This is a genomic window from Oerskovia sp. NPDC056781, from assembly GCF_042789955.1.
Lineage (GTDB): Bacteria > Actinomycetota > Actinomycetes > Actinomycetales > Cellulomonadaceae > Oerskovia > Oerskovia rustica.
The window spans coordinates 1-17,598 of the sequence record NZ_JBHUAD010000068.1; the positions used below are offsets into that span (position 1 = coordinate 1).

General features: G+C 72.5%; 16 protein-coding genes and 7 tRNA genes. 15 read left to right on the forward strand and 8 right to left on the reverse strand.

Going from position 1 to position 17,598, the window contains the following annotated elements; translation table 11 throughout:
- Positions 1 to 48: 48 nt before the first annotated feature.
- Genes ACFRCR_RS08275 through ACFRCR_RS08285 form a run of 3 tightly spaced genes read right to left on the reverse strand, consistent with a single transcriptional unit; the run spans position 49 to position 2,296 of the window.
- Entirely contained in the window at positions 49 to 528 is a 480-nt protein-coding gene (locus ACFRCR_RS08275; protein ID WP_377676677.1) for a hypothetical protein, read from the reverse strand.
- A 10-nt stretch (positions 529 to 538) separates the two neighbouring features.
- A complete protein-coding gene (locus ACFRCR_RS08280; RefSeq protein WP_377676679.1) occupies positions 539 to 1,078 on the reverse strand; it encodes a LytTR family DNA-binding domain-containing protein in 540 nt (179 codons plus the stop codon).
- Positions 1,079 to 1,105: 27 nt separating this feature from the next.
- The gene (locus ACFRCR_RS08285; RefSeq protein ID WP_377676681.1) at positions 1,106 to 2,296 is read right to left on the reverse strand and encodes a serine hydrolase domain-containing protein; all 1,191 of its coding nucleotides are present in this window, start codon (positions 2,294 to 2,296) and stop codon (positions 1,106 to 1,108) included.
- Between the two features lie 243 nt (positions 2,297 to 2,539).
- On the opposite strand from ACFRCR_RS08285, the gene ACFRCR_RS08290 reads away from it, so the two are divergent.
- Positions 2,540 to 2,986, forward strand: coding sequence for a MarR family winged helix-turn-helix transcriptional regulator (locus tag ACFRCR_RS08290; protein ID WP_377676682.1), 447 nt, complete (start codon positions 2,540 to 2,542; stop codon positions 2,984 to 2,986).
- Positions 2,987 to 3,073: 87 nt separating this feature from the next.
- A complete protein-coding gene (locus ACFRCR_RS08295) occupies positions 3,074 to 4,519 on the forward strand; it encodes an MATE family efflux transporter (RefSeq protein WP_377676683.1) in 1,446 nt (481 codons plus the stop codon).
- 158 nt (positions 4,520 to 4,677) lie between these two features.
- Here ACFRCR_RS08295 and ACFRCR_RS08300 read toward each other — a convergent pair.
- From ACFRCR_RS08300 to ACFRCR_RS08310, 3 genes are all read right to left on the reverse strand, one after another.
- Positions 4,678 to 4,749, reverse strand: a tRNA-Val gene (locus ACFRCR_RS08300).
- Positions 4,750 to 5,001: 252 nt separating this feature from the next.
- A complete protein-coding gene (locus ACFRCR_RS08305; protein ID WP_377676684.1) occupies positions 5,002 to 5,871 on the reverse strand; it encodes an aminotransferase class IV in 870 nt (289 codons plus the stop codon).
- 4 nt (positions 5,872 to 5,875) lie between these two features.
- Positions 5,876 to 6,973: a chorismate-binding protein gene (locus ACFRCR_RS08310; protein WP_377676686.1), complete on the reverse strand. Its 1,098-nt coding sequence runs from the start codon at positions 6,971 to 6,973 to the stop codon at positions 5,876 to 5,878.
- 366 nt (positions 6,974 to 7,339) lie between these two features.
- On the opposite strand from ACFRCR_RS08310, the gene ACFRCR_RS08315 reads away from it, so the two are divergent.
- The 8 genes from ACFRCR_RS08315 to ACFRCR_RS08350 all read left to right on the forward strand — a co-directional run bounded on the left by ACFRCR_RS08315 (position 7,340) and on the right by ACFRCR_RS08350 (position 9,431).
- A tRNA-Gly gene (locus tag ACFRCR_RS08315) sits at positions 7,340 to 7,411 on the forward strand.
- A 33-nt stretch (positions 7,412 to 7,444) separates the two neighbouring features.
- Positions 7,445 to 7,515: transfer RNA gene (locus ACFRCR_RS08320), tRNA-Cys, on the forward strand.
- Positions 7,516 to 7,562: 47 nt separating this feature from the next.
- Positions 7,563 to 7,637: transfer RNA gene (locus ACFRCR_RS08325), tRNA-Val, on the forward strand.
- A gap of 465 nt (positions 7,638 to 8,102) precedes the next feature.
- Positions 8,103 to 8,174, forward strand: a tRNA-Gly gene (locus ACFRCR_RS08330).
- A gap of 33 nt (positions 8,175 to 8,207) precedes the next feature.
- Positions 8,208 to 8,278 (forward strand) — tRNA-Cys (locus ACFRCR_RS08335).
- A 47-nt stretch (positions 8,279 to 8,325) separates the two neighbouring features.
- A tRNA-Val gene (locus ACFRCR_RS08340) sits at positions 8,326 to 8,400 on the forward strand.
- Positions 8,401 to 8,767: 367 nt separating this feature from the next.
- On the forward strand, positions 8,768 to 9,091 hold the full coding sequence (locus ACFRCR_RS08345) for a DUF2277 domain-containing protein (RefSeq protein WP_377676688.1): 324 nt from the start codon (positions 8,768 to 8,770) through the stop codon (positions 9,089 to 9,091).
- A gap of 37 nt (positions 9,092 to 9,128) precedes the next feature.
- The gene (locus ACFRCR_RS08350) at positions 9,129 to 9,431 is read left to right on the forward strand and encodes a hypothetical protein (RefSeq protein WP_377676689.1); all 303 of its coding nucleotides are present in this window, start codon (positions 9,129 to 9,131) and stop codon (positions 9,429 to 9,431) included.
- 60 nt (positions 9,432 to 9,491) lie between these two features.
- Here ACFRCR_RS08350 and ACFRCR_RS08355 read toward each other — a convergent pair whose 3' ends face one another.
- Entirely contained in the window at positions 9,492 to 9,725 is a 234-nt protein-coding gene (locus ACFRCR_RS08355; RefSeq protein ID WP_191795295.1) for a hypothetical protein, read from the reverse strand.
- A gap of 316 nt (positions 9,726 to 10,041) precedes the next feature.
- On the opposite strand from ACFRCR_RS08355, the gene glgX reads away from it, so the two are divergent.
- From glgX to ACFRCR_RS08370, 3 genes are read left to right on the forward strand one after another with little or no spacing between them, the layout of a single operon-like run.
- The gene (gene glgX, locus ACFRCR_RS08360; protein WP_377676691.1) at positions 10,042 to 12,315 is read left to right on the forward strand and encodes a glycogen debranching protein GlgX; all 2,274 of its coding nucleotides are present in this window, start codon (positions 10,042 to 10,044) and stop codon (positions 12,313 to 12,315) included.
- A complete protein-coding gene (locus ACFRCR_RS08365; protein WP_377676692.1) occupies positions 12,312 to 14,024 on the forward strand; it encodes a hypothetical protein in 1,713 nt (570 codons plus the stop codon). The genes glgX and ACFRCR_RS08365 overlap by 4 nt, the downstream gene beginning before the upstream one ends.
- A gap of 13 nt (positions 14,025 to 14,037) precedes the next feature.
- Positions 14,038 to 14,988: a polyphosphate kinase 2 family protein gene (locus ACFRCR_RS08370; protein ID WP_377676693.1), complete on the forward strand. Its 951-nt coding sequence runs from the start codon at positions 14,038 to 14,040 to the stop codon at positions 14,986 to 14,988.
- On the opposite strand, the gene zapE is transcribed toward ACFRCR_RS08370, so the two are convergent.
- Positions 14,966 to 16,087 (reverse strand): cell division protein ZapE, encoded by a 1,122-nt coding sequence (zapE, locus tag ACFRCR_RS08375; protein ID WP_377676694.1) that lies wholly within the window; start codon positions 16,085 to 16,087, stop codon positions 14,966 to 14,968. The genes ACFRCR_RS08370 and zapE overlap by 23 nt on opposite strands.
- 33 nt (positions 16,088 to 16,120) lie before the next feature.
- Here zapE and ACFRCR_RS08380 point away from each other — a divergent pair, with 33 nt between their 5' ends.
- Together ACFRCR_RS08380 and ACFRCR_RS08385 are read left to right on the forward strand one after the other, a co-directional pair.
- Entirely contained in the window at positions 16,121 to 17,047 is a 927-nt protein-coding gene (locus tag ACFRCR_RS08380) for a dihydrofolate reductase family protein (RefSeq protein WP_377676697.1), read from the forward strand.
- A 22-nt stretch (positions 17,048 to 17,069) separates the two neighbouring features.
- Positions 17,070 to 17,555 (forward strand): hypothetical protein, encoded by a 486-nt coding sequence (locus ACFRCR_RS08385; protein WP_030153462.1) that lies wholly within the window; start codon positions 17,070 to 17,072, stop codon positions 17,553 to 17,555.
- Positions 17,556 to 17,598: the final 43 nt, after the last annotated feature.

A 17,598-nucleotide genomic window follows, 5' to 3' on the forward strand; every position in this document is an offset into this window, starting at 1 on the left:
CCCGGTCGACCGGGTGGGGCGCCGTCGTCGGGGGCGGGGCCGGACGGGTCAGTCCGCATCGGGCGGTTCGGCCGACTCCTGCTCGACGGATGCCTGACCGAGCGACGCCTGCACCGTGCGCAGCCGCGCCCTCGTCCAGCGGAACACCAGGTAGTCGGCGACGTTCGCGACGACGACGATGATCAGCACGAGCCCGACGACGGGCCACCAGTCCCGCGCCCCGCCCTGCGGCCCGGTACCCACGCCCGTCCCGGCGGCCAACCCCGCGAGGCCCAGCATGATCGCGGCCGTCGTCACGAGCGCGATGAGCCCGTTGACGAGGAAGTAGGTGCGGGGGCGCGCGAGCCGGATCGGCAGCAGCGACGTGAGCCACTCGGTGACCAGCCCGACGAGCATCCCGATGCCACCGCTCGCCAGCACCGTCAGCGCCCACAGCCCCGGGTCGCCCGTACCGGCGTTCGCCAGGATCACGACGACGCCGATCCCCAGGCCGAGGAAGAACGAGCTCACGACGCTCCGGAAGTTCATGCGTTCCTCCTCACATCTTCAGCGCGCTGCGCAGGCGCTTGGCGTAGGTCTTGGACACTTCCAGCTCGGCACCACCGGTCAGCCGGAGCACGTAGCGCGAGTTGAACCAGGGCACGATCTCGGTCACGTGCAGGAGGTTCGCGAGCTGCGACTTGTTGACGCGGAGGAACCCCAGCCCGGCCCAGGCCGACTCGTAGTGCGCCAACGTCTCGCGCACCCGGTAGCGCCCGGTGGCGGTGCACGCGACGATGCCGTCGGCAGCGGCCTCGAAGTAGCGCACCTCACGCGGTGCGATGACCGTGAACGAGCTGCCGCTCTGGCCCGTGAGCATCCGGGGCGGCCCCGCGGTCCCCTCGCGCAGCCCTGTCGCGAGCATCCGCGCGACCTCGACGTGGTCGAGCGGGTCGAAGACCACGGCAGGCCTGTCCGCGGGGACCTCGAATCCGCGCTCGACGAGAGCCCACCCGTCGTCGTCGACGGCGATCCCGACGGCGGCGAGCTCCCGGCGGAGCCGCTCCGCCACCGCTGGCGAGCAGACCAGCTGCACCATGGATCGTCCTTGCCCGTCGTGGTCCGACTAGTCCCGCAGCCGGTCGACCAGCAACCGGACCTGCACGAGCTCCTCGATCGCCTTCTGGCGGTGGTCGAGCGAGCCGAAGTTCGCGATGTAGTACGTGTCGCCGCTCGGATCGTACAGCGCGTACGTCCCCGTCGCGCCGACCGCACCGTGCACGTCGGACATCGCGAACAGGAGCGGTGAGAGCTCCGAGAAGCGGAACTGCATCATGCCCATGCCGTAGCCGATGCCCTTGTCCACGTCGTGCTCGAAGGTCGTCATCGCCGCGAGCACCTCGTCCGAGACGAGATCGCCGCCCATGAGCGCTCGCAGGAAGAGCAGCAGGTCGTCCATCGTGGTCACCACTCCCCCGCCCGCCCAGTCGACCGAGAGCGCGTTCCGCCGACTGATGTCGACGCCGTCGGCCGTCAGGGACAGGATGTCCGTGCCCTCGCCGAACTCGGTCAGGAGGCGGCTGTCGGCCATCCCGAGCGGGGCGAAGAGGCGCTCGTCGAGGACCTGCGCGTAGGGCGCGCCCTCGATCCGCTCGAGCGCGAGCCCCAGGAGCAGGTAGCCGGTGTCGGAGTAGGCGAACGTCTCGCCCGGGGTGCCGACCGGTTCCTGGTGGTCCCGCGAGAACGCGAGCAGCTCCTGGGGCGTGAAGAGGTGGTCGGGGTCGGCGGAGACCTGCTCCAGGACCGGCATGCCCGACGTCACGGGCCCCTCGAAGTAGTCGGCGGCGCCCGACGTGTGCGCCAGGAGGTGCCCGATCGTCACCTCGGACGCATGGTCGGTCCCGTCGACGACGAACAGGCCGGCGAGGGTCTCGGCGTCGAGCCACGTCGCGACCGGGTCGTCGAACGTGAGCGCCCCCTCGTCGACGAGCTGCCCGTAGACCGTCGCGAGCATCGTCTTGCCCACGCTCGCCGAGTGGTACGGGCTGTCGGTCCGCGCGGGGGCGTCGCTGCCCGCCCGCTCGGTGCCGACCGCGTACTGCAGGAGCCGGTCCTCCGGACCTGAGTACACCGTGAGCAGCGCGCTGGACAGCGTCGTGTCGCCCGCGACCGCGTCGCGCAGCCGCGCCTCGACGGCCTGGTCGACCTGCGCCCGCGACAGCGGGCGGTTCGCGTAGGCCAGCGCACCGGCTCCCGCCAGGAGCAGCGCCGTGACGCCTCCCGTGATCCCCCAGGCGATCTTCCCGCGTCGTCTCATGTCGTCTCCTCGTGTGCTGGTCGAGGGCTCCCGGTGGAGCGCTCGGTGACACGGCGAACGTATGGAGGGGCCTGGGCGGCAGGGAACGGGTTCGGGCCGAGAGGTCGCGGAAGAGGGCCGAGCGGTCGCACCGGACGGGTGAACTGCATCGGTCGCCTGGCGTCCACGGCGAGACGAGCGCACCAGCGAGCGTCGTCAGTTCGATGATTGACAGTTAGGCCTCGAACGATTAGCGTTCTAACCATGAGCGAACAGGGCATCAGGTTCACCAGCAGCCTCGAGCTGGTCCGTTGGATCGGCTGGGCGCAGCGCAAGGTCGGCGAGGACTGGATCCGCGAGCGCGACCTGAGCCACGAGCAGGCCTTCGTCCTCGGGTACTTGGTGCAGAACCCCGGTGCGATCCAGCGCGACATCGCCGAGGTCAGCCGGACGAGCGCGGCGAGCGTCTCGAGCCTCCTGCAGGGGCTCGAGCGTCGCGGTCTGGTCGAGCGCCGCACGCAGAGCGGTGACGAACGCCGCAAGCGCGTCTTCGCCACACCGGCGGGGACCACGCTCATCGCGGGCTTCGACGTCGCGATGGCAGAGGCCGACGAGACGATCCTCGCCCCGTTGACCCCCGAGGAACGGGCCACCCTGCTCACCCTCCTCACGAAGGTCACCGCCGAGCTGCCGCAGCCCACCCGCTCGTAGCCACGAGGGCACCGCCCTCACCGATCACGCACCTCGCCGCGTCGGCGTCCGCCGACGCGCGCTCGACCCTGCCCGAAAGGAGCCGTCATGAGCTCCAGCACCCTCGACCCCACGGTGACGACGGACGACGTCGGCACCAATCACTGGTACCTCGCGTCCGCCCCCATCGCCCGCGCCCTGGTGCACCTGTGCGTGCCCATGGCGGCCGCGATGATCGTCGGCGCGGTCTACAACGTCATCAACGCAGGATTCATCGGCTCGCTCCACGACAGCGCACTCCTCGCCGCGATCACGCTGGGTACACCGTTGCTCGGTCTCGTCATGGCTATCGGCGGCGTGTTCGGCGTCGGCGGTGGCGCGCTCGTCTCCCGGATGCTCGGCGCCGTGGACCGCGACCCGGCACAGGCCGGCAGGATCAAGCACGTCTCGTCGTTCGCCCTCTGGGGGTCGGTGATCGCCGGGGCTGTCTTCGGCAGCCTCGGTCTGCTCCTGCTGCACCCCCTCGTGTCCCTTCTGGGCGCGGACGCCGCCGCCGCGCCCGCGACGAACGCCTACGTGAGCGTCATGCTCGCCTTCGTGCCGGTGCTGACCGCAGCGTTCTGCCTCGAACAGCTCGTGCGCGCCGAGGGTGCCGCCCGCCAGGTCATGATCGGCCTCATCGGTTCCACGATCGCCAACGTTGTTCTCGACGTCCTGCTCATCCTCGTGCTGCACCAGGGCGTCGCCGGCGCGGCCCTCGCGATGGGCCTGTCGAACCTCGGCCTCGTCGCCTACTTCGCCCTCTGGCTGCACCGCAACAGCGAGCACGCGAGCCTCGCTCCGCGCTGGTTCACGCTCTCCCCCTCCGTGCTCAAGCCCGTCTTCGGCGTCGGTGTGAGCGAGCTGCTCCAGGCGTCCTTCCTGATCATGACGTCCCTGGTGCTCAACAACCTCGCCGTCGCCTACGGCGACAGCGCGCTCGGCGCCATGGGCGTCGCGGTCCGCATCGCCCAGGTGCCCGAGTTCCTCGTCATGGGCGTCACGCTCGGTGTCCTCCCGCTGCTCGCCTACGCATACGGCAAGGGCGACCGGAACCGTCTCCGCTCGGCCGTGCGCGTCTCCGCGCTCGCGGTGGGCGGCATCTCCCTGGTCTCGGCGGCGACCGTGCTCGCCTTCCGCGAACCCCTGTTCTCCGCCTTCTCGACCGACCCCTCGATGCTCACGGTCGGCGTCACGATCCTCACGGCGCAGCTCGTCGCGATGGTCATGAACGGTTTCACCGGACTCCTCACCTCGCTCTTCCAGGCCACGGGGCGGGCAACGCCCGCGATCGTGATCTCGATGGCACAGGGCGTCCTCTTCGTCCCGATCGTGATCCTCGGGAACCTCTGGTTCGGGCTCTCGGGCATCGTCTGGTCGCTGACCGTCTCCGAGTCCGCCGTGCTCCTCGTCGCCGTCGTGATGTGGCTCGCGTCTCGTCGAGCGATCGATCGCGGGCTCGCCGAGGGGGACGCAGAGGGCGCTCAGCGCTCGCTCGAACCGGCCGCAGCCTGACACGAGGCCCTGGCGCTGCACGCCACGGGACGCGAGCCCCACGCGGGTGCGGGCGTCGTCACCCGTGCCGGACCACGGCCCGGAGCGCAGGTTGCACGTCGAGCGACGACGAAGGCCCCCGACCAGCGTTTCCGCTGATCAGGGGCCTTCTCCTTCGGTGGGCGATACTGGGTTCGAACCAGTGACCTCTTCGGTGTGAACGAAGCGCGCTACCACTGCGCCAATCGCCCGCTGTGACTCGACCTTTCGGTCGGGCCGTGCGTCCTGGAAGATATTAGCCGTATTTTGACCCAGATCGCGAACTGGCCTCCGGGCGGACCTTCCAGCCCGCCGCGACGGGGCTCCTCCAGCGTAGCGCCGCGGGCTTCGCAGCGGCCGGATCCCGGGCTTCCCGCGCGCTCACCGGAGGCGAGCGGCCAACTGGCCGGGCACCGCCCGCCCAGACGGCCACGGGTCGCACGAGCCGCACGAACCCCTCACCCTCACGGGTCCATGCGCTCCCGCCGGCGACGGTCGAACAGCTCGCGCGCCGCGAGCGACAGCTCCCCGGCACGCAGGGCGACGCCGTCGAGGGAGACAACGGGCTGGATGTTGCGCACGCTCCCCGCGAGGGCCAGGCCCATGCCGGAGGACGCTCCGCCGTCGGGACCTGAGGCGACGAGCCGGTCGAGGACCGAGAACGGGAGCGTCGCCTCGCGGACCGGCATCCCGTCCTCCGCGGCCCACTCCAGGAGGAGCTCTCGCGTGATGCCTGCGAGGCAGCCCGAGGACAGCGGGGGCGTCAGGAGCTCGCCGCCGACCTCGACGAGGACGTTCGCGCCCGTGCCCTCGCAGAGGTCGCCGACGGTGTTGGCGAGGATCGCCTCGTCTCCTCCGCGCGCGACGGCGTCGGCGAGCGCGACGACGTTCTCGGCGTACGAGGTCGTCTTGAGGCCCGCCACGGCCGAGCGCTCGTTGCGCACCCAGGGCGAGCGCACGGCACGCGACGTCGGTCCGGGCGAGGCCGGGCCCGCGGCGATCACGATCGTCTCCTCGCCGTCGTCGCGCCCCGACCCCAGGGGCCCGAACCCGCCAGTGACCGTGATGCGCAGGCGCCCCGCGCTCTCCCCGGCCGCAGCGAGGACCTGCGCGACGCCGTCGCGGACGCGCGCCTCGTCGGGCGCCGGCAGGCCCATGCCTGCCGCGGACCGCCCCAGGCGCCGCAGGTGACGCGTCAGGGCGAACGCTTGCCCGCCGTACACGGCGCACGTCTCGAAGATCCCGTCCCCCACTGTCACGCCGTGGTCCAGCGCGCTCAGGGCGCGCTCCCGCGGCTCGACGAAGGACCCATCCACCCACACCCAGATCGACATGACCTCAGTCTGCCGCAGGCTCGTCCGACGCGAGCGCGACGAGCCGCGCGGCCTTGAGCTCGGTCTCGGCCCACTCCTCGGCCGGGTCGCTCCCCCAGGTGATGCCTGCGCCGGTGCCGAAGCGCAGCTCGTCGTCGGTCCACCAGAAGGTCCGGATCCCGACGGCGAGCTCCGCCTCTCCCGCCTCGCCGTCGATCCAGCCGACGGCCCCGCAGTACGGGCCGCGGGGTCCGCGTTCGAGCGCACGGATGATCCGCAGCGCCGACGACTTGGGCGCCCCCGACACCGACGCGGGCGGGAACGTCGCGTCGAGCACCTGCCCCCACAGGCCGCCCGGGGCGCCCTCCTCGACCGTGACGCGCCCCTGCACGCGCGAGACCAGGTGCACGAGGCCCGGGTGCGCCTCGACGGCCAGGAGGTCGGTGACCTCGACCGACCCCGGCTCGCTCACGCGCTGCAGGTCGTTGCGCACGAGGTCGGTGATCATGACGTTCTCGGTGCGGTCCTTCTCCCGCAGGCCGTCGACGGTGGGCGCGGTGCCCTTGATGGGACCCGACGACAGCACGCCGTCCTCGAGCCGCAGGAACAGCTCGGGGGAAGCCGTCACGACCCACACGGGCTCGACGCCGCTCGCCGCGGGGACGTGGATCGCGCCCGCGTAGGGGGCGGGGTTGCCGGCCGCGAGGATGCGCGCGAGGGCCCGTGCGTCGGGCTCGCGGTCCCCTGCGGGCAGGGGTGCCGCCAGCACGCGGCAGATGTTCGCCTGGTAGACGTCGCCCTCGTGCACGGCGTGGCGGACGGCCGCCACGGCGGCCTGGTACTCGTCGCGGGACAGCGAGCTGCGCCAGGCGTCGGGCGCGGGCCCGCTCCAGTCGCCCTCCCCGCCCGACGGCGTCACGTCCGCGGGCAGGTCGGCCTCGGTCCTCCCGTGGTGGGCGAAGCGCCAGGCACGCGCCCGACCGCCGTGCGACGGGTCCTCGAAGTCGGCCACGACGAACCAGAGCCCCTCGGCGAGGCGCGCGGAGTCGACGGTCAGGTCGATGCACTCGACGACGCCCGCGCCGTGGCGGCCGGCGAACGACGCGAACCCGTCCCCGGTCACGGCAGGTGAGTCGACGTCGAGGTCGTTCGGCCGGTTCGAGCCGGCCGTGCTGGCCGTGCTGGCCGAGCCGGCCGTCTCGTGGTCCCCGTGCAGGTCAGAGGGCCTCGACCCCTGCCGTCCGGCCCCCTCGCGGAGGGGTCCGAAGCGTGACCCGCGCCTCATTCGCCCCACCTGCCCCGTGTCGACGGATCGTCAGGAAGCCGCGGAACTTCGCGGGTCCTGGGGTTCTGGCATCGCTGAGCTGGCACGTGACAACGCTACCGATCCCCGAGGGGAGGCCCGTCCGGTTGGACGCCCGGCGCTTCGGTCCACTAAAGTCTGTGACGCGCCGAAAAACGCCGGAGAGATCCGGTCGAGGTCGGTCGCGCGGACGTGGCTCAGTGGTAGAGCATCACCTTGCCAAGGTGAGGGTCGCGGGTTCGAATCCCGTCGTCCGCTCGGATAGGTCTTCGGACCTGTCGGGTTCGACCTGGTGGAGTGGCCGAGAGGCGAGGCAGCGGCCTGCAAAGCCGTGCACGTGGGTTCGAATCCCATCTCCACCTCTCAGCACAGCAGTATCCCTTGCGCTGTTCTCTCGTAGATCAGCCCTGGGCGATTGGCGCAGCGGTAGCGCGCTTCCCTGACACGGAAGAGGTCACTGGTTCGATCCCAGTATCGCCCACCACCACGAAGGCCGTCCCCCACCGGGACGGCCTTTTCGTCGTTCCTGGACCCCTGCCATTCCCGGGGTCCTGACGTTCCGGACACTCGCTGCCAGCCCCGTGCCGCCGGCCCCGCGCTGCCGTCCCGTCGAGCCCAGATGGGTGGGTGTACCCGGGTGTCTGCGACGCAGCCCCGGAGACCTGTCTCGGGCGCAACCACCCGTCTCGCGGACCTGCCGGCGGCGGCCTGACGCAGCGGGTCCGCACCGGGCGAGCCCGGTTCAGCTCGGCCGAGCCCGGTCGATCTCGGTCGAGCTCGGTCGATCCTCCGGACAGATCAGTTCCCCCCGCCCTCCGCAGGCCGTGGGTCGCGAGAACTACGCCCTCCACGCCTCTCACCTGGGGCTATTTGGACTCTTGCCCCATCTGTCGGCTAGAGTCTGTGACGCGCCGAAAAACGCCGGAGAGATCCGGTCGAGGTCGGTCGCGCGGACGTGGCTCAGTGGTAGAGCATCACCTTGCCAAGGTGAGGGTCGCGGGTTCGAATCCCGTCGTCCGCTCGGATAGGTCTTCGGACCTGTCGGGTTCGACCTGGTGGAGTGGCCGAGAGGCGAGGCAGCGGCCTGCAAAGCCGTGCACGTGGGTTCGAATCCCATCTCCACCTCTCAGCACAGCAGTATCCCTTGCGCTGTTCTCTCGTAGATCAGCCCTGGGCGATTGGCGCAGCGGTAGCGCGCTTCCCTGACACGGAAGAGGTCACTGGTTCGATCCCAGTATCGCCCACCACCACGAAGGCCGTCCCCCACCGGGACGGCCTTTTCTCATGTTCGCGCCCTCACGAGGCACCGGCCCACCACGGGCGTCGGCCGCCGCTCTCCACGACTGCCGGGCCCTGCCCCGCCAGCATCCGGGACCGGACCCTTCTCGCCGCGCACGGTGCGGCCACCCGTGGACGGTGTGACGCGGAGCCCCCTGTCGCTGACGCCAGGGCACGACTCCAAGCACGCGCAGTCGACGTAGCCCGTCGCTCCCGCGCCGTCCAGCACGGGCGGCCCCAGGAAGCAGCGATCGCGCGCCAGGGTCGCCCCGCGCGGCCCGACGGCGGGACGCACCCCCCTTGAAGGTCCGGCGGGTGGCCCGTAGCGTCGAGAGCATGTGCAGAAACATCACCGCCCTGCGCGGGCTCGAGCCCCCGGCGACCGACGAGGAGATCCAGGCGGCGGCCCTGCAGTTCGTCCGCAAGGTCGCCGGCGTCCAGACGGTCAGCGCCTCGACCCGGGGTCCGATCGACGCCGCGGTCGCCGACATCGCCGCGACCGTCACGAGGCTCCTCGCGGACCTGCCGGACCGCAGGCAGCCACCGAGCACGGTCCCGCCGTTGCGTCGCGCCGAGGTGCGCGCCCGGATAGCGGCCCGCGAGGCCGCCGAGGCCGAGCACGAGCGTGCGCACGCCCTGGGCCTGGCCCATGAGCACTGATTCCACCGGCCCAGCCCGCAGCGTCTAGGCTCGTCGGGTGGACTCCCGCGTCAACGAACCCGTCACCGCAGAGCCGGTCAGCGCCTCGATGCGCCGTGCCAAGGCCGAGGCGCACACGTCGCACGTGACCATCGGCCAGGTCTGTCGCACGGCCGAGGGGCGCGTCACGATCGACTGCTCGTGCGGGATGCAGCTCACGAACGGCCCGGAGTGGTCGCTCGACGAGCACATCCGGCTCCACCGGGCCGAGGCGCGCTACGTCGCGCTGAGCAAGGTCGCTCCCGCGGGCATGCCGCGGCTCGTCGCGGTCGACCGGGACCGGCTGCCCACGATCGACTGACGGGGGCCCTCCCCCGCTGACCAGCAGGTCCGGGGGCGGCCCCGGAACCCGGTCGACAGGTCAGAGCTCGTCGGGGTCGTCCCAGGACCGTCCGCTCGACATGCCGTCGCTCGGCTGGCGCTCCGCCTCGGACAGCGAGTGCGGGGCCTTCGAGGCGTCACCGCCCTCACGGACGTCGGCGTCGGCCTCGTCCTCGAGCCGGATGCGGGTGCGCGGAGAGATGCGTGCGGACGAGACGTCGCTCTCGTTCAGGTCGACCGCGTCGGGCGTGCGGTGCTCGCTCGTGCTGCTCATACCTCCGGTCTAGCAGGTCCGGCGGCCCGTTGCACGATCCCGCGCCGACCTCGCGCACGCCTCGGCCCGTCGGGGCCGGTCTGGCGACCCGCGCTCCCCGCCCAGCCCGGAGCGGGCTGTCCGCGCTTGGCACACTATTTCGACTCCAGGCGTGTGCCCTGCCACGCCGCACCCGGGTCGAGGGCGGTGAGCGCCGCCGTCGGGCCCGTAAACGCTGCCCGTTCCTCCCGGTTCGTCCGCCCGGCCGTGATCCCCCGCACACCCCTCGGGGCGTGCCGTGGGCGACAACACGCCCGCGGGATGAAAAGGTCGACCCATGCAGACCTGGCCAGGGCGACCGTATCCGTTGGGCGCGACCTTCGACGGGACGGGCACCAACTTCGCGCTGTTCTCCGAGGTCGCCGAGAAGGTCGAGCTCTGCCTGATCGGCGACGAGACCGACGCCGAGGGCCGTCCCCTGGAGACGCGGGTCGTGCTCGAGGACGTCGACGCGCACGTCTGGCACGTGTACCTGCCGGGGCTCGGCCCGGGGACGCGGTACGGCTACCGGGTGCACGGACCCTACGACCCCGCGTCGGGTCACCGGTGCAACCCGTCGAAGCTGCTCGTCGACCCGTACGCCAAGGCGATCGACGGTCAGGTCGACGGCGACGAGTCGCTCTTCTCGTACCGCTTCGGCGAGGTGCCCGACGGCGCCGCGCACCCCGACGGTCAGCCCGCCCCGGACGCGGCGGCGGACGAGCCGGACGACGCCCAGGACACGGACGCGCCACCCGCCGCGCCCACGCCGTCGGGCCCTCCTGCTCCGACCAACACCGAGGACTCGCTGGGTCACACCATGACGTCGGTCGTGGTCAACCCGTTCTTCGACTGGGGCCACGACCGCCCGCCCCAGCGCGACTACCACGACTCGGTGATCTACGAGGCGCACGTGCGCGGCATGACGATGCGCCACCCCGACGTGCCCGACGAGCTCCGCGGCACGTACGCGGGCATGGCGCACCCGGCCGTGATCGAGCACCTCACGGCGCTCGGGGTCACGGCGGTCGAGCTCATGCCCGTCCACCAGTTCGTCAACGACCCCGGGCTCGTCGCCAAGGGCCTGTCGAACTACTGGGGCTACAACACCATCGGCTTCTTCGCGCCCCACAACGGCTACACCGCGTACGGCACGCGCGGCCAGCAGGTCATGGAGTTCAAGGCCATGGTCAAGGCGCTGCACGAGGCCGACATCGAGGTCATCCTCGACGTCGTCTACAACCACACGGCCGAGGGCAACCATCTGGGGCCCACGCTGTCGTTCCGCGGGATCGACAACGCGGCCTACTACCGGCTGGTCGACGGCGACGAGGCCCACTACTTCGACACGACCGGCACGGGCAACTCGCTCCTCATGCGCTCGCCCCACGTGCTGCAGCTCATCATGGACTCGCTGCGCTACTGGGTCACCGAGATGCACGTCGACGGGTTCCGCTTCGACCTCGCGGCGACCCTCGCCCGCCAGTTCCACGAGGTCGACCGGCTCTCGGCGTTCTTCGACATCGTCCAGCAGGACCCGGTCGTGTCCCAGGTCAAGCTCATCGCCGAGCCCTGGGACCTGGGCGACGGCGGCTACCAGGTGGGCGGCTTCCCACCCCTGTGGACCGAGTGGAACGGCCGGTACCGCGACACCGTCCGTGACTTCTGGCGCGGTGAGCCCGCGATGCTGCCCGAGTTCGCGAGCCGCCTCACCGGATCCTCGGACCTCTACGAGCACACAGGACGCAAACCCATCGCGTCGATCAACTTCGTCACGGCTCACGACGGGTTCACCCTCACCGACCTGGTGTCCTACGACGAGAAGCACAACGAGGCCAACGGCGAGGGCGGGGCCGACGGCGAGAACCACAACCGGTCGTGGAACTGCGGCGTCGAAGGGCCCACCGACGACCCCGAGATCCGTGCGCTGCGGGCCCGGCAGCGCCGCAACTTCCTCGCGACGCTCCTCCTGTCCCAGGGCGTCCCCATGCTCTCGCACGGGGACGAGATCGGGCGCACGCAGCACGGCAACAACAACGGCTACTGCCAGGACAACGAGATCACCTGGATGGACTGGGGCGGGCCGGACGGCCTCGACGACGAGCGCAGCGACCTGCTGGCGTTCGCCCGGCGCATGGTCGGGATCCGGCGGGCGCACCCCCTGCTGCACCGCCGCCGCTTCTTCCAGGGACCGGCCGGCACGCCCGAGGGCGAGATCCCGGACATCGACTGGTTCGACATCTCGGGCAGCCGCATGGACACGACAGACTGGAACCAGGGCTACGCCCGGTCCGTCATGGTCTTCCTGGGCGGCGACGACCTGCCCGAGCGCGACCGCCGCGGCGAGCCCATCGTCGACGACTCGTTCCTGCTGCTGCTCAACGCCTCGGACTCCCCGCTCGACTTCACGCTGCCCGAGCCCGCGTACGGCGAGCGGTGGCGCACGCTCGTGCGCACCGAGTCGCCCGGTGAGCCCGAACCCTCCGTGCACGCCGCGCGCGAGCGGATCACGGTCGCCTCGTTCGCGACGGTCCTGCTGGTCCGGGAGGCCGGCGAGGTGCATGCCGCATGACGTCGCGCTACCGCAACATCACCAAACCGCCCGACCCTGCTCCCACGCTCACGGTCCCCGGCCCCCGCCCCGTCGTGTGGGCGCCGCAGGCTCGCACGCTCGAGGTGGTCCTCCCCCGCGAGGCCGGCGTCACGCCGGACGACCACGTCCCGACCGGGACGCGGACCGAGCGCCGGCCCCTGCGCCTCGTCGGGATGGACCTCCCGGGCTGGTGGAGCGCCGACGACGACCTGGCCCCCGGCACCGACTACGCGTTCTCGGTCGACGGCGGGCGACCCCTGCCCGATCCCCGCAGCCCTCGCCAGCCGCACGGCCTCCTGGGATGGAGCCGTTCGTTCGACCCGACCTTCACCTGGACCGACGCCGCGTGGACCGGCCCGGCGGCCCAGGGCGCGGTCCTCGAGATCGACGTCGCGACGTTCACCCCGGAGGGCACCCTGGAGGCCGCCGCCGACCGGTTCGACGAGCTCGTCGACCTCGGGGTCGCGGTCGTCGAGCTCCACACGATCGGATCGGTCGCGGGAGTCGTGTGCCCGCACCTGTACACCGTGTGCGAGGAGTTCGGCGGGCCTCGGGCCCTGCAGCGCTTCGTCGACGCCGCGCACGCCCGCGGGCTCGGCGTCTCCCTGGGCGTGGCCTACCACCGTGCCGCACCGGGGGCGATCTTCCTCCAGTCGTTCGCACCCTACCTCTCGCCCCAGCGCACGCGGTTGCGCCCGACGCTGAACGGCTACCTCGCGGGCCCACCGCTGTCCGACGAACCCGCACCGCCACCGGCCGACCTGCCGAGCGGCCGCAGGATCAACCTCGACCGCGCGGGCAGCCGCGAGGTCCACGACTGGATCACGTCGAGCGCCAGGCGGTGGTTCGACGACTTCCACGTCGACGCCCTGCGCATCGCCCGGGTCCAGGACCTGGCGGACGCCTCGCCGGTCCACGTGCTGGTCGAGGTCGCGCGCACGGCCGACGCCGCGACGACGACACATCAGCGTCCGGTCCGCCTCGTGGGCGAGTGCGACACCCAGGACCCACGCCTGCTCGTCCCCGCCGAGCAGGGCGGTCGCGGCCTGAGCCAGGTGTGGGTCCACGAGGTCGAGGACGCGTTCCACGAGCTGCTGAGAAGCGCGCGCGCGACGGATCCCGCATGGTTCGGCGCCTTGAGCCGGCTCCTGACGATCCCGGACGCCGACCGCATCATGATCGGCCTGGCCCCGGCGGCCTGCACGGCCCAGGAGCCGGAAGGGGGGCAGCGCACGACCGACGCCGCTGCCGAGGGCACTGCTGCCGACGGCGGGGACGACGCCCGCGCGCTCGCCGCGGCGCTCGTCCTCGCCTCGGCGTTCGTCCCGCGCCTCGTGCTCCCCGTCTCCGGCCGCCTCCACGGGTGGTGGAGCACGCTCCTGGCGCTGCGCCGTACGGTCCCCGACGACACGCCCCGCCTGGTGCACCGCGGCCCGAGCGGGGTCGTCCTGGTCCAACGAGGCAAGCTGGTGACGGCGGTCAACATCGGGACGCAGCCGCGCACCACGCTCCTGCCCGCCTCACGACGCGCGTGGCGCGTGACCGCGCAGTGGCCGCCTCCCGTGGAGAGCACGCCGGACGGCCTCCTGGGCGACCCGGACCGCGCGTGGAGCGCTCCCGCGGCGACGCCGAGCGGGTCCTCCGTGCACGTCGGAGCCCGCTCCGCTGTCGTCCTCACGTCTCGCTGACTAGTCTCGCCGCATGGGAAAGCACTCGTCCGGCTCCGCCGTGCCGGCCAGAACGTCCGACGAGGTCCTCGTCGACCCGGCGTCACGCCGCGCGCGCGGCAAGGCCGACGACAAGCGGTCGCCCGGCTGGGACGTGCCGCCCGTCGAGGCGCTGCGTGCCCCGCGCGGCTTCGACCTCGCGACGTTCGACCGTGCCGCCACACCGGGGTGGTCGCAGAGTCGCAAGCAGGCCGAGAGGCTGCTCGACGCGCACGCCGACGAGCTCTCCGAGCTGCAGGAGCGGCTGTTCGCCGAAGGGCGCAGCGGCGGTCACCGCTCCGTCCTGCTGGTCCTGCAAGGCATGGACACCGCGGGCAAGGGCGGCATCGTGCGACACGTGATCGGTCTGGTGGACCCGCAGGGCGTCCAGCACACGTCCTTCGGGGTGCCCACGGCCGAGGAGCGCGAGCACGACTTCCTGTGGCGCATCCGCCGCGCGCTGCCGGATCCCGGCTACCTCGGCGTCTTCGACCGCTCGCACTACGAGGACGTGCTCGTGGCCCGCGTGGACGAGCTCGTCCCGCCCGACGTCTGGGAGGCCCGCTACGACCAGATCAACGCGTTCGAGGCCGAGCTCGTCGAGGCCGGCACGACCGTCGTGAAGGTCGCGCTGTTCGTGTCCCTCGACGAGCAGAAGGCACGCCTCCGCGAGCGGCTGGAGCGGCCCGAGAAGCACTGGAAGTACAACCCGGGCGACATCGACGCGCGCCTGAGGTGGCCCGCGTACCAGGAGGCCTACCAGGCCGCGATCGAGCGCACGAACACCGAGGTCGCTCCCTGGTACGTCGTCCCGGCGGACGCCAAGTGGTTCGCACGCGTCGCGGTCTCCGAGCTCGTGCTCGACGCGCTGCGTCGCCTGGACCTGGGGTGGCCGCCCGCCGACTTCGACGTCGCGACCGAGCTCAGACGGTTGGAGTCCGCGTGAGCGCGCGGCCGTCCTCGGCGAGCGAGCCCAGGCGCGACAGCGCCCGGAAGTACTTCTTGCGGTAGCCCCCGCGCAGCATCTCCTCGGTGAACAGCGAGGAGACCGCGGCCCCGCTCGTCACGCCGTCGACGCCGCCGCCGACCCCCGCGACGTCGTCGGCGAGCAGCACCGGGACGTCCCGGTCGTACAGGCGGTCGACCAGGACGACGAGGCGCAGCGCGGCCGACTGCTCCGTGACGGGGTGCACGCCCGTGAGCGCGACGAGCGTGACGTCGTCGAGCATCGCGCCGTACCTGCTCGGGTGGACGCCGCGCAGGTGGTCGAGGACCTCGTCGAGCGAGTCGAGCGTCGCGCCCGGGTGCGACGCGGCGACGCGCGCCACGACGTCGGCCGGCAGCGGCTGCGTCTCGGTCACGACCGCGCGGTGGCGGTAGTCCTCGCCGTCGACGCGCATGACCTCGAAGCGCGCGGCCATGGCCTGGATCTCACGCAGGAAGTCCTCGGCCGCGAAGCGACCCTCGCCCAGCGAGCCGGGCAGCGTGTTGGACGTCGCAGCGAGCGCGACGCCCCGGTCCGCGAGCTCGCGCAGCAGGCGGGACATGAGGACCGTGTCGCCCGGGTCGTCGAGCTCGAACTCGTCGATGCAGACGAGGCGCTTGGTCGCGAGGGCGTCGACCGTGGCCTGGAAGCCCAGCGCGCCCACGAGGTTGGTGTACTCGACGAACGTCCCGTAGGCCGCGTCGGGGCCCACCGCGTGGGCCAGGGAGGTCAGCAGGTGCGTCTTGCCGACGCCGAAGCCGCCGTCCATGTAGATCGCGGGGGCCGCCTTGCGCTTCGCGAACAGGCCGCGTCGCACCTTTCCGGGCGCGAGCTGGGCGCCGACCTCCTCGAGCCGCGCGACGGTCGAGCCCTGGCTCGGGTAGGCCGGGTTCGCCCGGTACGTCGAGAAGCGGGCGTCCGCGAAGTGCCGGGGCGGCACGAGGTCCGCGAGCAGGCGCGTGGGCGGCACGACGGGCCGGATGTCGGCCAGGGCGCGCACGCGCGGCGGGGTCGACGGGTCGGACGTGTTCCCGGCGAGATCGGGAGGCGCAGCAGTCACGAGGATCCAGCCTACGCGCACTAGCCTGGCGGGATGAGTGCTGTGTCGGACGTCACCACGCCCCCGCCCCCGGGCCCACGGAGCCCTGCGCTGCCCGCCCTGGACGTCCTGCTCGGCCCGGGAGGCTCGGGCCACCTCGCGGGGACCCGCCTGGAGCCTGCGCCCGACGAGGAGGCGCTGGCCGCGTTCTACGCCTCACCGCCCGGGCCGCACGTGCGCGCGAACATGGTCGCGAGCGTCGACGGCGGGGCCTGGGGTCCCGACCACCGTTCGGGCACCATCAACGACGCGGCCGACTGGCGCGTCTTCCGTGTGCTGCGGGCCCTCGCGGACGTCGTGCTGGTCGGGGCGGGCACGGCCCGCGCCGAGGGCTACACCGCGCTCGACGTCCCGCGCGGCCTCGAGCACCTGCGGGAGGGCCGCGGACCGCTCGAGCTCGCGGTCGTCACGCGCAGCGGTCACCTGCCTGCCTCGCTCGCCGGGGGCGACCGCCCGCCGTTCGTCGTCACGGGCGAGCACGGGGCGAGCGTCGCGCGGGCGAGCGTGCCGGCGGACCGGATCCTCGTCGTCGGGCCCGACGACGCCGCTCCCCCGGGTGCGCCGCTCACCGCCCGGGACCTCCCCTCGCCCACGCCCGGACCCGACCTGCGCGCCGGGCTCACGGCCCTGGCCGACCGGGGCCTCGCGCGGGTGCTGTGCGAGGGCGGCCCTCATCTGCTCGCCGACCTCCTGGCCCGCGACCTGCTCGACGAGCTGTGCGTCACGACGACGCCCGTGCTCGTGGGCCCCGGACCGGGGCGCATCGTGGGCGGGCTGCCGCCGCTGCCCGTCGGTGCCCGCGCCGAGCGGGAGACCGGGACCCCGGACGGCCCTGCCGCGAGCGCCCCCGTCGTGCACCCCCGTCTCGCCCACCTCCTGCACGCCGGCGGCACGCTGGTGGCCCGATGGGCGCTGCGGTGACGACGGTCGCTAGTCTGGTCCCGTGACCGACACCATCCTCGTCCTGACCGAAGACACCCTCGCCGCCGTGGACGTGGAGCACATCCTGTCCCTCCACCCCGACGAGACCCTCGCCTACCGGGTCCTCGTGCCCGCCGACACCGAGCGCAACGTCGTCTCCGCGATCATCGACCACCTCAGCGTGGGCGAGCTCAAGGAGGCGTGGGACGAGGTGCTCGGCAAGGAGCCCTCGCACGCGCAGGCCACGGCCACCGCGCAGGAGCGGCTCGACGCGAGCGTCGCCGAGCTGCGCGCCGCGGGCCGCGAGGCCGAGGGGGCCGTGACCGAGGACGACCCGCTGCCCGCGCTGCGCGCCGCCGTCGCGGCCGGCGACGTCCGCGAGATCGCGATCGTCACCTACCCGCACGCGGTCGAGGACACGTTCCACCAGGACTGGGCCTCCCGGGCGCGCGAGGAGCTGCACGTGCCTGTGCTGCACCTGTACTCGGGCACGAGCGAGCTGGGCTGACGCCGGGCCCCGGGCCACGACGTACGAGAGGGTGGGACGCACC

Bases quoted from the DNA above. Each gene is read 5' to 3' on its own strand.
- ACFRCR_RS08275 (WP_377676677.1), bottom strand. From the start codon at position 528: ATGAACTTCCGGAGCGTCGTGAGCTCGTTCTTCCTCGGCCTGGGGATC.
- ACFRCR_RS08280 (WP_377676679.1), bottom strand. From the start codon at position 1,078: ATGGTGCAGCTGGTCTGCTCGCCAGCGGTGGCGGAGCGGCTCCGCCGG.
- ACFRCR_RS08285 (WP_377676681.1), bottom strand. From the start codon at position 2,296: ATGAGACGACGCGGGAAGATCGCCTGGGGGATCACGGGAGGCGTCACG.
- ACFRCR_RS08290 (WP_377676682.1), top strand. From the start codon at position 2,540: ATGAGCGAACAGGGCATCAGGTTCACCAGCAGCCTCGAGCTGGTCCGT.
- ACFRCR_RS08295 (WP_377676683.1), top strand. From the start codon at position 3,074: ATGAGCTCCAGCACCCTCGACCCCACGGTGACGACGGACGACGTCGGC.
- ACFRCR_RS08305 (WP_377676684.1), bottom strand. From the start codon at position 5,871: ATGTCGATCTGGGTGTGGGTGGATGGGTCCTTCGTCGAGCCGCGGGAG.
- ACFRCR_RS08345 (WP_377676688.1), top strand. From the start codon at position 8,768: ATGTGCAGAAACATCACCGCCCTGCGCGGGCTCGAGCCCCCGGCGACC.
- ACFRCR_RS08355 (WP_191795295.1), bottom strand. From the start codon at position 9,725: ATGAGCAGCACGAGCGAGCACCGCACGCCCGACGCGGTCGACCTGAAC.
- glgX (WP_377676691.1), top strand. From the start codon at position 10,042: ATGCAGACCTGGCCAGGGCGACCGTATCCGTTGGGCGCGACCTTCGAC.
- ACFRCR_RS08365 (WP_377676692.1), top strand. From the start codon at position 12,312: ATGACGTCGCGCTACCGCAACATCACCAAACCGCCCGACCCTGCTCCC.
- ACFRCR_RS08370 (WP_377676693.1), top strand. From the start codon at position 14,038: ATGGGAAAGCACTCGTCCGGCTCCGCCGTGCCGGCCAGAACGTCCGAC.
- ACFRCR_RS08380 (WP_377676697.1), top strand. From the start codon at position 16,121: ATGAGTGCTGTGTCGGACGTCACCACGCCCCCGCCCCCGGGCCCACGG.